At 54.5% G+C, this 15355-nt stretch carries 12 protein-coding genes; 6 read left to right on the top strand and 6 right to left on the bottom strand.

The genetic code is table 11. The features are described 5' to 3' along the window. Nucleotides 1-70 precede the first annotated feature (70 nt). Entirely contained in the window at nucleotides 71-973 is a 903-nt protein-coding gene (locus ACIQAL_RS21900) for a LysR family transcriptional regulator (RefSeq protein WP_401149418.1), read from the top strand. A gap of 73 nt (nucleotides 974-1046) precedes the next feature. Here the strand turns inward: ACIQAL_RS21900 and ACIQAL_RS21895 are convergent, their stop codons facing one another. Continuing rightward, on the bottom strand, nucleotides 1047-2150 hold the full coding sequence (locus ACIQAL_RS21895; RefSeq protein WP_401149415.1) for an alkene reductase: 1104 nt from the start codon (nucleotides 2148-2150) through the stop codon (nucleotides 1047-1049). A 347-nt stretch (nucleotides 2151-2497) separates the two neighbouring features. Next, complete coding sequence (locus tag ACIQAL_RS21890) at nucleotides 2498-3607, bottom strand: alkene reductase (protein ID WP_401149413.1); 1110 nt, start codon at nucleotides 3605-3607, stop codon at nucleotides 2498-2500. Nucleotides 3608-3968: 361 nt separating this feature from the next. Here ACIQAL_RS21890 and ACIQAL_RS21885 point away from each other — a divergent pair, with 361 nt between their 5' ends. From ACIQAL_RS21885 to ACIQAL_RS21875, 3 genes are all read left to right on the top strand, one after another. Continuing rightward, nucleotides 3969-5186, top strand: a complete 1218-nt coding sequence (locus ACIQAL_RS21885) for an MFS transporter (protein WP_401149410.1) — start codon at nucleotides 3969-3971, stop codon at nucleotides 5184-5186. 39 nt (nucleotides 5187-5225) lie between these two features. Further along, nucleotides 5226-6416, top strand: a complete 1191-nt coding sequence (locus ACIQAL_RS21880) for an MFS transporter (protein ID WP_401149407.1) — start codon at nucleotides 5226-5228, stop codon at nucleotides 6414-6416. A 722-nt stretch (nucleotides 6417-7138) separates the two neighbouring features. Then, nucleotides 7139-8128, top strand: a complete 990-nt coding sequence (locus tag ACIQAL_RS21875; protein WP_401149404.1) for a zinc-dependent alcohol dehydrogenase family protein — start codon at nucleotides 7139-7141, stop codon at nucleotides 8126-8128. 571 nt (nucleotides 8129-8699) lie between these two features. On the opposite strand, the gene ACIQAL_RS21870 is transcribed toward ACIQAL_RS21875, so the two are convergent. The 4 genes from ACIQAL_RS21870 to ACIQAL_RS21855 all read right to left on the bottom strand — a co-directional run bounded on the left by ACIQAL_RS21870 (nucleotide 8700) and on the right by ACIQAL_RS21855 (nucleotide 12484). After that, complete coding sequence (locus ACIQAL_RS21870; protein WP_401149402.1) at nucleotides 8700-9626, bottom strand: LysR family transcriptional regulator; 927 nt, start codon at nucleotides 9624-9626, stop codon at nucleotides 8700-8702. A 173-nt stretch (nucleotides 9627-9799) separates the two neighbouring features. Beyond that, on the bottom strand, nucleotides 9800-10456 hold the full coding sequence (locus ACIQAL_RS21865) for a peroxiredoxin-like family protein (protein WP_401149401.1): 657 nt from the start codon (nucleotides 10454-10456) through the stop codon (nucleotides 9800-9802). 82 nt (nucleotides 10457-10538) lie between these two features. Continuing rightward, on the bottom strand, nucleotides 10539-11654 hold the full coding sequence (locus tag ACIQAL_RS21860; RefSeq protein ID WP_401149400.1) for an alkene reductase: 1116 nt from the start codon (nucleotides 11652-11654) through the stop codon (nucleotides 10539-10541). Between the two features lie 464 nt (nucleotides 11655-12118). Beyond that, nucleotides 12119-12484, bottom strand: coding sequence for a DUF427 domain-containing protein (locus tag ACIQAL_RS21855; RefSeq protein ID WP_401149398.1), 366 nt, complete (start codon nucleotides 12482-12484; stop codon nucleotides 12119-12121). Between the two features lie 389 nt (nucleotides 12485-12873). Between ACIQAL_RS21855 and ACIQAL_RS21850 the strand changes: the two genes are divergently transcribed. Further along, the gene (locus ACIQAL_RS21850) at nucleotides 12874-13836 is read left to right on the top strand and encodes a helix-turn-helix domain-containing protein (RefSeq protein ID WP_401149395.1); all 963 of its coding nucleotides are present in this window, start codon (nucleotides 12874-12876) and stop codon (nucleotides 13834-13836) included. Nucleotides 13837-13882: 46 nt separating this feature from the next. After that, nucleotides 13883-15334 (top strand): ergothioneine biosynthesis protein EgtB, encoded by a 1452-nt coding sequence (gene egtB / locus ACIQAL_RS21845; protein WP_401149392.1) that lies wholly within the window; start codon nucleotides 13883-13885, stop codon nucleotides 15332-15334. The last annotated feature ends 21 nt before the right edge of the window (nucleotides 15335-15355 follow it).

Genomic DNA, 15355 nt, shown 5'->3' with positions numbered 1-15355 from the left:
AGACTTTGTAAGCTTGGCCCCATACCTTAAAAGCATGATCAATGGAGGGTCGGAGGTGGAGCTACGTCATTTGCGTTATTTCATCGCCGTCGCAGAAGAAGGCAGCATCACTTTGGCTGCGCAACGTCGACTCTTCACGTCGCAGCCGTCGCTGAGTCGACAGCTGAAGGACCTTGAAGACGAGATCGGCGTCGACTTGATATTGCGCAGCGCCAAGGGTGTTGAGTTGACTGAGGCTGGCACCGCATTTTTGAAACACGCCCGGCTGGCACTGGAGCATGTGGAAACAGGTGTAGACGCCGCAAACAGGGCGGCCAAGCCAGCGAAACCGACATTTGCCGTCGGTTTTTTAACCGGCCAGGAAGTGGACTGGTTGCCCGAAACCACGCGGTTGCTGCGAGACCAATTGCCCAATATGGAGATGACCATTTCAAGCCAGTACTCACCCGAACTAGCGGAAGCGCTTATCCGCGGAAAACTGGACATCGCTTTCTTGCGCGAGGAGCGAAATACGCCCGAGCTGATATATATTCCGGTGACCAGCGAGCCCTTCGTTGTGGTCATGCCCAGCGATCACCGGCTTGCGACGAATGAAGACATTGATGTGCATGACCTGGCTGGCGAAGTCTTCATTGGCGCCTCCAATATTGCCTACCCCATGCGCGTTGCAATCGAGACGTATCTGGAAGAATCCGGCGTGGCCCTTGAGCCCAGCCATCGCATTCACAACCTAACGATGGCGATGTCATTGATCGCGTCCACTCGAGGAATGGCACTGTTGCCCGCGTACGCAAAAAACTTCCTACCCTGGTCAGTTACCAGCCGGCCGCTACGTGGCAATCAGCCTACTTTAGAGCTGATGATTGGCTACAGCCGCAATAACGTGTCGCCTCTTTTGAAGCTGTTTCTATCGCGGCTCGAAGGGCTCGCCAAGCAGCCTCAAATCCGTGCGGCGCTTTCGCGCCGAACGTAAAGCAACACAGGTCTCTATATCGCTTACGACAGTACGTCGCTTTCGTCAAAAGCACCCGGCAGCGCAGTTGCCCTTAACGCTTCGACTCGGCATCGTAAGTCGGGAAGTTGCTGTAGTGCGTTTCATCGCCCCCCCAGAAGCCCGCCCGAACATACGGTGTAAGCGGAAGCTTGTGTTTGAGCCGATACGGTAGGTCAGGGTTCGAGGTGAAATGTCTGCCGAATGCGACCATGTCGGCGTCTCCAGAGTTTACGATTGCGACGGCTCCGTCTCCATTAAATCCACCTGCGGCGATGATGGGGCGCTTGAAGTGCGGGCGCAGGTAACTGCAGGCGACGGGCGGATGACCATCATGCAGGGTGTCGTCACCTTTCACTCGAGGTTCGATGACGTGTAGATACGCAATCTGATAGTCATTTAATACCTTGGCGACATGGCTGAATGTCGCCTCAGGATTGCTGTCGGAGATACCGCCCCACTCGCCGGAGGGAGAGATCCTTACCCCTACGCGGTCTTTTCCCCAGACCGAAATCAACGCCTCCACCGACTCCCGAAGAAACCGGACCCGCTTATCCACTGATCCGCCGTACGCGTCCGTACGTTTGTTGGTGCCGTCCTGGATGAATTGATCAACGAGATATCCATTGGCGCCATGTAACTCAACGCCGTCATAGCCGGCATCGAGTGCAAGTTGGGCAGCTATGCGAAAGTCTTCGACAATCCCAGGGATTTCGTCGAGCTCCAACGCTCGATGAGGGGACGCTGGCACGAAACCATCTTTAGTGAGTGCAACCCCACCGAATGGCACGACGGATGGAGCTACCGGAGCAACGCCGCCGGTCATCTCGACATGACTCTGCCTACCACCATGGATGAGCTGCATAAAAACTCGGCCGCCCTTTGCGTGGACGGCATCCGCTATCGCCTTCCAACCTTCAACTTGGCCATCATGGAAGAAGCTCGCCGCACCGAGATAAGACCTCGCCGTTATTGAGATGCTTGTACCTTCAATAATCACTAGGCCGCCATCCGAAGCCCGCTGCCCGTAGAAATCCGCCATCATCGGGCTCGGAATATCGTCCGGTTGTATGGTGCGCAGCCGAGTCATCGGCGCGAGCACGATCCTGTGAGCGAGCGAGTAATTTCCTACATTTATCGCGGTAAATAGCTTATCCATGATGCGTTCCTTTGGTTTTTTCGGAAGCGGCTTAGCTTTTGAAAGAGCTTCTTACCCGACAATATTTACCTCCTGAAACAAATTAAATAGTCGGGATGGAATGAGGCCCATTCCCAGGAAGCATGAATGGACATGCTCGGTATCGGCATCGCTGAAACGCGCTAGAAAGAGGGCTTCATTGCCACTGCTAGGCTCGATCTGATGCCTATCGGCGGGAGCTTGACGGTGAAGGATGGGAGAGACGGCCCACTTATAGTGGGCTGCGTCGAATAAACTACGGTTCAGGAACCATGTCTGCCGTCGGTTGACGACGACGGAACACCGAACCGCAGATCTTTTTTGCTGTGTCAGGCGGGGGACTGAGAACGCTCGTACGTCGGATAGTCTATGTAGCCCTGCTCATCACCACCGAAAAACGTATCGCGGACATACTCATTCAACGCCCAATTATTACGCAGGCGCACTGGCAGGTCAGGGTTCGACACGAAATGTCGTCCAAAGGCCACAAGATCCGCGTCTCCCTGCTTGAGGATTGCTTCGGCCGTATCAGATTCGAAGCCCCCGGCCGCAATAATCAGACCCTTATAATGCTGACGTAAAAGTTTGGCAGCGACAGCATTCTGATCTTTTGATGGGTCATCTGCATTTCCTACGACTCGAGGTTCAATCAGGTGCAAATAGGCCAGGCTGAGCTTGGAGAGCTCTCGGGTCACGAAGATGAAGAGCTCCTCAGGGCTGGTATCCGACATGTCTCCGAACGTGCCACTGGGTGCAAGGCGAACCGCTACTTTGTCGCTGCCGACAACTGAGATAACAGCCTCGGTGGCTTCTTTAAGGAAGCGGAAGCGGTTTTCAATTGACCCACCGTATTCATCGGTGCGGTGATTGCTGCCATTTTGCAAAAACTGGTCGAACAGGTAGCCGTTCGCAGCGTGGAGTTCAATTCCGTCAAAGCCAGCGGCCAGTGCGCGCTCCGAGGCGGCGCGAAAGCTCTCTACCAGATCTTTTATCTCGGCTACCGTTACGACACGGCTCGGCGTATTAGGAACCCAGCCTTCATTGGTATAGGCAACGCCGCCATGTTCGATTGCCGACGGGGCAATTGGAGCCGCGCCGCCAGGCTGAAGCTCGCTGTTTGACTGGCGCCCTGCATGGTAAAGCTGAAGGAAGATGCGCCCCTTTTTTTCATGAACGGCATCCGTGACGCGCCTCCAGCCTTGGATTTGACTATCGTCGTACAGTCCTGGCGATCCCAGGTAACCGCTCCCATTTTCAGAAACGATAGTAGCTTCGGAAATGATCAGTCCGCCTTCAGAAGCGCGTTGCGAATAATATTCGACCATCAGGTCACCTGGGACCGCGCCAGATTCCGCGCGCATGCGTGTTAGGGGGGCCATTACCACGCGGTGGGACATTTCATACGGGCCGACTTTCACTGGCTTAAAAAGATTAGACATGTTTTTCACCATGGTTAGCTGACGACTGCAGGAGTCCTGTGCACCGCCAAAGCGGCTCCGATAACTGGTGCAGGACTCTACCGACTAGGCCACGTCGTCTGAAGGTATGCAAAAGGGATAAGGCTCATTCCAAATCTCGCAGGATTGAGCTGTCGCTAATGGTTGACGCCGGAGGCATCCAGAAAACTACCCTATGAAGCCAGCGCCTTTGTCCGCCGCAGGTGTTTTGAGAACCTATGGTTTTCTGGAATGAACCCTATGCGGTTTTGCTCCTATTTAGGCCTGTTTGCCCCCGATACATTCGCCCTCGAATTGGCGAATGCACCTCGCATGGCGCCTATACACTTTCGAGGAGTCGAACATGTCGACACAGTCTTCAACATCGTTTGCAAAAGGCACGTTAAGCGTGCCCAAAGTAAAACTGCCCCTATCTGGTCTGCTTGCGCTGGCCATGACCGGCTTCATCGCGATCGTGACGGAAACGTTGCCTGCGGGTTTGCTGCCACAAATCAGTATCGGCCTTGGCGTACCTGAATCCTGGGCGGGACAGTTAGTCACGCTATACGCATTGGGATCGGTTACAGCCGCGATTCCGCTCACCCGATTTACGCGCAGCTGGCCTCGGCGCACTGTTTTGCTCAGCGCGATCATTGGCTTTCTGGTTTTCAACACGATCACTGCGATATCGCCATGGTTCTGGCTCACCATGATTGCCCGTTTCATGGCGGGAGTTGCTGCGGGGGTGACGTGGGGTTTGGTGCCAGGCTATGCACGGCGTACCGCTCCCACTCATATGCAAGGTAAGGCTATGGCGATCGCTCTTGTCGGGCCCCCTGTTGCGCTTGCCCTCGGAGTGCCCGCTGGGACGTGGCTCGGAGATCTGCTGGAGTGGCGTGCTGCCTTTGGGGTCATGTCGGCGCTCACTGTAATCCTCGTCGTATGGGCACTCTGGAAAGCTCCCCGGTTATTGGGCCAACCGAAGGGAGACACTCCAAGTATCAGTGCAGTTTTTGTCACCCCCGGCATTCGACCGGTGTTGTTCGTGATTTTTACCTGGATGCTCGCCCACAACATTCTCTATACCTACATCGCTCCATTTCTAGTCGCAGCTCGCATGTCCGAGCGTGTTGACTTGGTCCTGTTGATATTCGGCCTCTTTGCCATCGTAGGGATCTGGATTACAGGGTTGCTCATCGACCGGTGGCTTCGAGCGCTTGTTCTGGCAAGTCTCGCTGCATTTTCCCTCGCCTCAGTCGCTCTTGCCGTAAGCGGCGCGGTACCGGCAGTCATCTACATCGCAGTGACTTTCTGGGGCCTCACATTTGGCGGGGCGGCCACGCTGCTTCAAACGGCATCGGCGGACGCCGCTGGTAAAGGTGCCGATACGGCCCAGTCAATGATTGTGACCGTGTGGAACGGCGCGATCGCTGGCGGAGGTTTTGTCGGCGGGATTCTCCTCGATACAACAGGTGTAGGTGCGATGGCGTGGGTGCTGCTCGCGCTGCTGCTACTGAGTTTGGTCGTCGCTTGGCAATCGTCTGGTCACGCCTTCAAACCCGGTCGCAGGGCGGCAGCCTGACGTCGAGATATAAATCCCTCATTTTCGGAAGAATCCATCATGACCTTAGCCCTGTTAGCGCTGACGATTGGCGCGTTTGCAATTGGGACGACAGAGTTCGTGATTGTCGGTTTGATGCCGACCATCGCAAATGACCTGTCAGTAACACTCCCCTCAGCCGGACTGCTGGTGAGCTTTTATGCATTAGGGGTGGCCGTAGGTGCCCCGCTGTTGACCGCCATTACAGGCAACGTCGGACGCAAGACTTTGCTGGTCTCTCTCATGGTCCTTTTTACGCTGGCGAATCTCGCCGCTTGGTGTGCCCCTGGATATGACACTCTGGTTATCGCGCGCATATTCAGTGGTCTTGCGCACGGTGTGTTTTTCTCGGTTGGCTCTATTATCGCGACAAACATGGTTGCCAAGGACAAAGAAGCTAGCGCCATCGCAACGATGTTCAGCGGGCTTACCGTGGCGTTTGTCACGGGTGTCCCGTTGGGGACTTTTGTCGGTCAGCACTTTGGGTGGCGTGTAACGTTCCTGATGGTAGCTGCGTTTGGCCTAATCGCGCTTATAAGCGCCCTGGTGTTCGTGCCGCGCCACATTGCCAACCCTCCCGCTGCCTCCCTGCGACAACAGGCAGAATTGTTTCTGCAACCTCGACTTTTGCTAGTTTTCGCGATGACGATAGTGGGCTACGGAGGATCATTGGTGGCGTTCACTTATCTTGCGGCAATTCTTCAGGAAACCGCAGGATTCAGTCCGTCCGTGGTCGGACTGGTGCTGTTACTTTATGGAGCCTCAGTGGCAGTCGGGAATATGCTTGGGGGGAAGCTCGCGGATTTACATGGGCCAATTGTCGCGCTCAAATTGATTTTCGCCCTTCTTGCAGGCGTTCTTTTTCTGTTGGAGTTCACAGCAACAAACAAAGCATTGGTCATCGCGGTTGTCTTGGCATGGGGAGCAGTTGCCTTCGGTAACGTTCCTGCTCTTCAGGTTTACGTCGTGAAACAAGCCGAACGATTCGCCCCCCATTCGGTGGGTGTGGCCTCTGGGATGAACATTGCGGCCTTCAACCTTGGCGTAGCAGGTGGTGCATGGACAGGAGGTGCGGCTGTGGATCACTTGGGCCTAATGAGTACTCCTTGGATTGGTGGGCTTGTGGTCCTGTGCGCGCTTGGCCTTACCTGGGTTAGCGGTCGCATCGATCAACGGGACCTGAGACAAGATCTGGCTACGGATCTTCCATAATCGGCTGTCTGGTGGATTGCTAGCCGATCTCAGCGCCAAGCAATGGAGAATTCTTTAGCGAGCCATGCTTGGTGCTGAGGTGGGTGACGCGATCCTTCAAGATAAAGAAACTTGCCGTTAAGCTCGATTTGACTATCTCAGGTAAAGATTTCCTGCCTTTAAATCTTCGTTGGCACGTTTTTTTGGCCCCCGGAGGCGCAGTCTCGTGGGGCGATACTGTCGATGCAAAATCTGGTAGCCAGGGTTAGCCGAACGACCTGCTGCGGGAAGGTCGCGGACTAGCGGCTCGGCTTATGCTTCCTCTATACCTGTGGAGTTGGCTGATCGCTTCACGGCGAGGTTTGACGAGGCATTTGATCAACGTTACGGGACGCGGAGCCCGACATCAGCCATCACCAGGCTCCAAAGGCGCGGCGGCTTCGAGGAGACTACGGCCGAAGCGTGGCAAATGACCCACACCCCTTATGTCAGTTATCCCTCTTTGGAATGATCCCTATTCCTGGTGCCCAAGTTATCGGGGCCAAGAGCAACAGATAGATTGTTCTCACCGTGTCGGCCACCGGTAGACGTCAAACAGGTGCCGCTTTTTTCATCGACTGCAAACTGCCTGCGGGTGGTGAGCAGGCACCACCAGATTTCCCGCCGATGCAACTCCCGTTCGGACGACGTTTTAGTTAGCCGAGCTGCACAGTCCGTGCACCTATTCTTTCGAGGAAACACTTATGTCTCGCGTGATCAAATTTGCTAAAGCAGGCGGACCAGAAGTCCTTCAATTTGTCGAAGTAGATGTGCCTGCACCTGGCCCAGATGAGGTTCGTATCAAGGTCAAGGCGATTGGTATCAACCGCGCCGAGTCGATGTGGCGCACTGATATATACATTGAGCCGGTTGCCTTCCCAGCCGGGCTTGGTTATGAGGCTGCCGGCGTGGTGGACGCAATCGGTCAGAATGTCACAGACGTTGCTGTTGGTGATTCGGTCAGCGTTATACCGTCGTTTTCTATGAATCAGTATTTCACCTATGGCGAAGTCGTCACATTGCCTGCCTATGCAGTAGTGAAACACCCGACATCGTTGTCTTATGAAGAGGCAGCATCGGTCTGGATGATGTTTATCACCGCCTACGGAGCACTGGTTGAAGACGCGAAAGTCGGGAAAGGCGACTTCGTCGTCATTTCGGCTGCTTCCAGCAGTGTGGGGCTTGCCGCCATTCAAGTCGCCGCCTATCAGGGCGCTACCCCCATTGCACTGACCCGAACACCGGCCAAGAAAAAGCAATTGCTCGACGCTGGGGCAGCACATGTGATCGCCACCGAGGAGACGGATCTGGTGGCAGAAATCATGCGAATTACGGATGGAAAAGGTGCTCGGGTCGTCTTCGATCCTATTGGCGGTTCCAACTTTCCAAAGCTGGTCTCGATTATCGGTTTTCAAGGCATCATTTATCTCTATGGCGCCCTCGCAGAGGGTCCTGCCCACCTTCCGGTACTAGATATGATCGCAAAAATGCCGGTCGTGAAGGGTCACAACATCTGGCTGACAAGTGGCGATGAAGCTCGCCGTAAGGGAGCGGTCGAATACGTTGTAAAGGGCCTGGAAGCCGGTGCCCTGAAACCGGTCATCGACCGCACCTTCCGCTTCGACGAGATGGTAGATGTTCACAGCTACCTGGAGAATAACGGACAGTTCGGCAAGATCGTTGTAACGGTGTAAAGCGTGATACTGCATCCTTATGGGCTTTCATTTACTCAGTCAGGAAATTGATGTGACTACCAGTAAACGGAGAGTGCCGTAACCGATGCAACTGGGCAAATCAGGGGAGAACTGATTGGAATTCTCACCAAAGATGACAGACTTGAAGTTATTGCTGCTGCGCATAACCCGGAAAAGCTGAAGGGATCGGCAGTACGGCGTTTACTTACTGATTCCGTTAACACGCTATATCCTTTTAAGGCGCCTTTACAGCTCAACTGTAAAAGCGCCTCGGCGATCACTCGGGTCGAGCACCTGAGAACTTGCCGAGAGACAGACTTGGCTTTCCTCTCAGTAGTCTTTGACAGCGTGGCTAGATCAACTTTCAGTCACGCAGCGGCAGGCTATCAGCGGTGCCGTTTACTGTTGTAACGGCCAACAGTCTTCATCATCCGAGTTTCGATGAGTTTCACCGAATGTAAACCGCTTCCGCGAATCCCCCATGTCAGCCCCAAAAGCTGCTCCTAGCACTATAACCGTTGCTTCGATGCCCAATGCCAGAGCGGTCGTCTACCGAAATGCTCATCATCTCTTAAGACCGATCACTCGCACCCAGCAATTCGGGAGCGAACTCAGGCGCCAGGCTATTTTGGACAAATGTCGCGAAGTGTCGCGCCTTGCTGCTTGCCATACGTCCCGTAGGATACAGCGCAGAGAGGGCGATATTGGGCAGATACCAATCATCGATTACCGACACGACACGGCCTGAACGGAGTTCGGGCGAAAAGGCCCACTCAGAGGCAACTGCGATTCCTAAGCTGGAAAAAACTGCTGCTCGCAGACCCTCAGTGGCAGAAATGGTCACACGCCCCTCCAGCTTTACCGACTGCTCCACGGTTTCTTTCTTGAATGTCCAATGCTCACCGCCTCCCAAATCGCGCGAATAAATTACTGCACGATGGGAAAGAAGGTCGGATGGAGTTGTAGGCGTTCCGTGTCGGGCCAGATATTCAGGCGTTGCCAGTACCCGGCGCCTTGCCTCTCCGATACGCTTGGCGGTCATGCTGGAGTCGGGCAAAACGCCCATCCGCAAAGCCAGATCAATTCCTTCCGCAACAAGATCGATATTGCGATCGTCCAGAATCAGTTCAAGGTCAAGCTCGGGATGCTTCTCCAAAAATTCCGGTAGCCGAGGGACAATGTGCAGTCGCGCAAAGCACACGGCGGCCGACACACGAAGTTTTCCGGTGAGCCCCGCAGCTGTACCGCGCGCCGCTAGGACAGCTTCATCCGCTTCCTCCACTGAGCGTTTGGCTCTTAGATAGAAGCTCTGACCGGCTTGCGTAGGGGTTAGCGATCGGGTGGAGCGAAGCAGGAGTTTGACGCCGAGCCACTCTTCTAACTGCGCAACTGATTTTGACACCGCCGGCTGTCCAATGTCGAAGTGCCGGGCCGCCGCCGAGAACGATCCTGTATCCACCACTCGGATGTAAATTTCCATCGCAGCGAGGCGATCCATCAAGATCCTCCAGTAAGAGAGACGCGAGGTCCAATAGAGCTGGTGGCTGCGCCCATCGAATGATTGCCTAAGTCGGGATTGTGCCTAAGATTGTCAGCATGGCAGATTATCCGAGGCGCAGATACGTTGACACCTGAACCGTGCCTTGGGGGTTTAAGCAAATTTAGTTTGAGTTATTTGAGGCGCCAGTTGCCCTTCGACTTTGCGGCATGCTCGCGCGCTTGCGACCGGGCTTGTATTCCTTTCAGCGCTCCCAACAGGGCTTTATTATCTAGCTGATGACGATAGTCTGCATCGATATGGGCGAGCAGAATGACGCCCTTCTGATCAATGAGATAAGTCGCCTGGATAGGCGCCAAAAAGCTATCAGGTTTGCGAGACTTGGGGGGGATATAGCCAAGCTGTATATATCTCGACCTGAGCTCTTCAGGGAGCTCGAACGCAAGACCGAACGAACGCGCTACCTTCATCTCCACGTCTATAAGTTCAGGAATAGGAAGCGGCGGCCGGTGTGCAGCTGCACGACTGGGCGGAGCAACAGCGAAAGCAACTCCACCTGCCTCGAGGATCTTTTCATATGTTGAGGCAAGCCGAGCCAGGCTGGATTCGCCAAAGCTACACCACGCGCCCCTTAAAAAATTCAAAACAACTGGGCCCGCTTGAAGGGCCGTTTCGAGCATGACCGGATTACCTTTGGTGTCGATCAGCCTAAACGAAGGCGCACGCTCGCCTGCGCGTAAAGCTTTGGGTAAAGCACTGGCTGCTGCTGCGGTTGCAATATCCGCCGCATAGTCGGTTTCATCTTTTTTCCCTGAAGAATCCCGGCTCATGTCTACATCTCCTTTGTGGAAGCAGGCTGTAGAGGGGTTCAAGCGAAAGCCGCGCCTCGACTACCCGAGGCGCGGCATTCGATCAAACGGCCTCCGCTACCGCTTCGCGCTCGGCGTAGGTTGGGAAGTCCGAGTAGTTGGTCTCGTCCCCGCCCCAGAATGCCGCACGAACATATGGAGTCAGTGGCAAATTGTTCGCCAAGCGGTATGGCAGATCCGGGTTCGAGGAGAAGTGGCGGCCGAAGGCTACGAGGTCCGCGTCGCCTTTTTCAACGATTGCAATGGCACCCTCGCGGTCGAAGCCACCAGCGGCGATGATCGGGCCAGAAAAGCGCGGACGCAGGTAAGACGCCACCACCACACCCTGTCCTTCGTGCAACGTGTCGTCACCCTTCACACGCGGTTCGATCACGTGGATGTACGCGATTTTGTAGCTATCCAAGACTTTTGCCACATGGCTAAAGGTGGCTTGAGTATTACTGTCGGTGACGCTACCCCACTCGCCGGAGGGGGAAAGACGTACGCCCACTCGGTCAGGGCCGAATACGGAGATCAAAGCTTCCAACGCTTCGCGCAAGAAACGCACACGGTTCTCTACCGGACCGCCGTATTCATCGGTGCGCCGATTAGTACCGTCCTGAATGAACTGGTCAACCAGATACCCGTTGGCGCCATGCAATTCGACGCCATCGAACCCCGCCTTTTTAGCTCGTACTGCTGCTTGGCGAAAATCTTCGATTAGGCCAGGAATCTCCTCGATCCGTACCGCACGATGAGCGGACGCCGGTACAAAACCATCTTTCGTCAGCGCGACACCTTCGAAAGGCACAACCGATGGTGCGATCGGCTGAGCGCCGTCTGCCACATCTTCATGGCTCTGGCGGCCGCCGTGAATGAGTTGCAGAATTGCGTATCCGCCTTTAGCGTGAACTGCATCCGCGATGGCTTTCCAGCCTGCGTCCTGACCATCATGGTAGATGCTCGCGGCACCAAGGTAGGACCGTGCCTGAGCCGAAACGCTTGCAGCTTCGATCACCAGCAAACCGCCTTCAGATGCGCGCTGACCGTAGAAGTCCGCCATCATTGGGCTAGGAATATCGCCAGGTTGGATTGTGCGAAGACGAGTCATCGGAGCCAGCACCACACCGTGGTTTAGGTCAAAAGCGCCGACTTTCACCGGTTTGAATAACTTGGTCATTTTAGGCCTCAGGAGCATTTAGGATGGCCGGAAAGCTCCGGCTTGCATGTTGCGTTGAGGGAAATTTAGAGGTTCGCCGCTTTGTCAGATAGCCATCCGGCGGGATAGGGGCTATTCCAAAAATGGATGAGTCTTTCCGAGTGAACTAGTTGAAATCGAGCCCGAGCAATAACCGGTCCGACGCCGCAGACGGCCAAAGTAGCAACTTGAGTGGGGGTAACTGGTTCGAGAACAGGGGATGGTGAACTGGAGTCAGTAGAAGTGACCGGAGCCGAAGGCGGCGCTTTCCAGAAGAGAAATGCGATTCAAGAATCAGATATAGCACCAGCCTAGATCGTGTTTCGAGCCAGCGGGTTCGCCATATCAAGTGAAACCAATTGCGCGGCTCTTGGACGACGGCTTCGGGGTGCAAGCATTCGTTGCGCAGCCGGAGATCAGCCCCGGCTGAGCACAGTTGGTAGCCCTCAAATCAACGGTGAGGTAACGATTTCGACCTGGTCAGTGTAAAACGCCAAGTGCTCACGGATTTGCTCCATTGCCGGATAGGGCTGCTCGTAGCTCCATACCGCGTCTAAGCCGTCTCCCGGTGTGTCACTTAGGCTGCGGTAGGTGGCGTCCCCTTTATATGGGCAGTAGGTCTGTCGCTCGGATGGAGCCATCAGATCCATTCGCACGTCATCGCGAGGGATGTAGTAAACGGTTGGGTAAGTGGCCTCTTTCAGCTCAAGCGCGCGGGCTGTGCGAGCAATTTCTTCGCCGTGGAAACTGACGACGATCAATTTTTCACTTTGAGCGATAGTGATCGGATGATCTGGTCCTGGTAGCTTCATTGGTTTCTCCTGAATATGTGAACGGCTGTATGTGCAGTGTTGTGGTTTCTTCACCCTGAGGGTGACCGCATTCATAGGCCAGTGGGCGTCGACCACCCCCGAGATCCAAATCCACCGCTATTCAAACCCGACCCATGAAATCCATAACGAGGAAGGAAATGGGAGCGGGGCGGCGATCAAGATCAAGGTTTTTGTTGGGACGTCATGGCCTCATAGATCTCGGTAGGGCGGCTAAGCTCAGACTTCGAACTCAAGGTCATCTTCGTGCGGCCACGAGAGTGAATGGATGGAGATAACTACGAGTGCTACCGCTTGCCGTCAATAGCGTTTGGAACGGCGAAATGCGCAGGTTGTTAACTTGTGCATAGAAAATACAATCGGTGGTTGTTTTGTCCAATCGCACCGAGCTGCAACCGACGAAAAATATCTCCGTGTTCTGCAAGGGGGTGATGATGTCGCTCAACGATATTGAGGAAACTTTAAGCCGCCGTTTCCGAATCCAGACCCCGCCGACGGTTGTCGTGCCAGCGGCCAACAGCCCGATAGTGTTTACGCACCTGCGCAGCGATGAGGTCTTGAAGGGTCATACGCTGGCCGTTCCCGGAGAGGACGCTTACGCGTTTCAGGTTCCAGTGACGGGCCGCTTTTTTGGACACTTATGGACTGGTTCCCGCCATACCCAACTGCGCCCAGCGCAAGGAGGATCGGTTTACCTTTTTGACTTCAATGATTCACCGGCTGTGGCGCTGGACCGGCCGTTCGACACACTCCGTATGTATATCTCTCAGAAAACACTAGAGGAACTCGCTCAAGAAAACGAAATCGAGGGGACAGCCGGATTGCGGGCTGGCCGTTACGGAGAGGTAGATCAGGTCCTCTACGGCATAGCCCAAAGCCTGCGGGCCAGCCTTGCCACCGGGACGGCACCTTCGATGTTCTACCACTACATGGCGCTGGCATTTTATGAGCATGTCCGAGTTCATTACGGTGACAGTCAATCCTCGCGAGGCTTGATACGTGGTGGATTGGCGCCTTGGCAATTTCATCGGGTACAAGAATATATAGATTCTTACTACGCGCAGGATGTCCCGCTCGACACCCTCGCCAAGCTTGTAGGGCTGTCAGCTAACCACTTTGCCAGGGCATTTAAGCAAACTACGGGAACCACTCCGCACCGATGGTTAATCAGCTTGAGGCTACAGAAAGTTAGAGAGTTCCTGTTACTGGGCGATGCACCGCTGGCCCAGATCGCAATTCTTTGCGGCTTTGTTGACCAAAGTCATCTCTCTAGGGTTTTCATTAAATCCGAGGGCTGTACGCCAGGTGCATGGCGTCGCATGCATAAGCGTTAAGTCATTTAGGCTCGGGTCGTTTCTAATTGATGGAAAGAAGTGATCCGTGCTTCAAAGCCAGCCAGCGGCGCTGCCGACGAAATTCTATCCGGCACGATACGCGCAAATGGAGCGGCGCTCAGAGCTTGGACTGTTCCGGAATCTAAGTTTCACCCCTAAAAAACTTAATCAGGCCGCGCAGGCGTCTACTCAGTTGGAGTTTTCGGTAATGCTTTCCCATGTTATAGCCAAAGAATCTTCGTCGGACGACGATGTTCTTGCCCGACGATATGCGGTCGTCAGGAATCACACAGAGAAGCTCATAGAGACGTTGACGCCAGAAGATATGGTGGTGCAATCAACGCCCGATGCCAGTCCTGCCAAATGGCACCTAGCGCACACGACCTGGTTTTTTGAGACGTTTATTCTACAACCAACTGTGGGAGGCTATTCAGTCTTCAATGGCGCCTACGCATACCTTTTCAACTCCTACTATGACGCTGTTGGGCCTCGGCATCCTCGTGCAGCGAGAGGGCTAATGACTCGGCCTTCTATTGATAACGTATTGTCTTACCGAACCTATGTAGACGAGCACATTCGTAAAATGCTCAACAGGCCTGTCTCGAAAGACGTCAAAGAGCTTATAGAATTGGGTATCGCTCATGAGGAGCAACATCAGGAACTTTTACTGATGGACATATTGCATATGTTCAATACCTCATCGCTAAAGCCTGCATTCGATGCAGCATGGCCTAAGCCACACGCTGGACGTCGTGGTCGATACACGCTTATAGAGCCTGGCATTCAATCGGTAGGACACAGCGGCGAGGGATTTGCATTTGATCATGAGGGGCCTAACCATCAGGTGCTGCTGTCGAGTTACGCAATTTCGGACCGCCTTGTAACGAATGGGCAATGGCTTGAGTTCATGCAAGACGGTGGATACGAGAAGCCCGTCCACTGGTTGGCTGACGGATGGGCAACAGTTCAGACAGAGAGATGGGTCAGCCCGCTGTACTGGATGCGCATTGAACAAGAGTGGATGCAAATGACGCTTCGCGGTTTGGAGGCAATCGACCCGGAGCAACCCGTTCTTCACGTGAGTTACTACGAAGCAGCAGCTTTTGCTGACTGGGCAAAGGCTCGGCTCCCGACTGAGTACGAATGGGAGGTAGCTGCGGAGCTCGGGGTTCTAGAGCAGGCCTTTGACGTAGCTTGGCAGTGGACCCAAAGTGCATTCAGCCCGTATCCAAAGTTTCGCCCTGCATCAGGTGCGATAGGAGAGTACAACGGAAAATTTATGGTGAATGTCATGGTCCTTCGCGGGGGGGCAGGTATCACTCCCCAAGGCCATAGCCGTACTACCTACAGAAATTTTTTTGGACCGGAGAAGCGGTGGATGATGTCCGGTGTCCGCCTTGCCAGAGATGTTCTGGAGTCTGACTCTTCGATCACATCGGAATCTAGGTTTGCGAAGGATGTGATCAGTGGGCTGTCTGAATCACCCCTGGTTTCATAGACACCTCCAAGCCTCATGATG

The sequence above is a fragment of the Pseudomonas sp. NPDC088368 genome, assembly GCF_044753445.1.
GTDB lineage: Bacteria > Pseudomonadota > Gammaproteobacteria > Pseudomonadales > Pseudomonadaceae > Aquipseudomonas > Aquipseudomonas bambusae.
The sequence above is the reverse complement of the archived record's forward strand: the minus strand, read 5'-3'. Positions and strand labels throughout refer to the sequence as shown.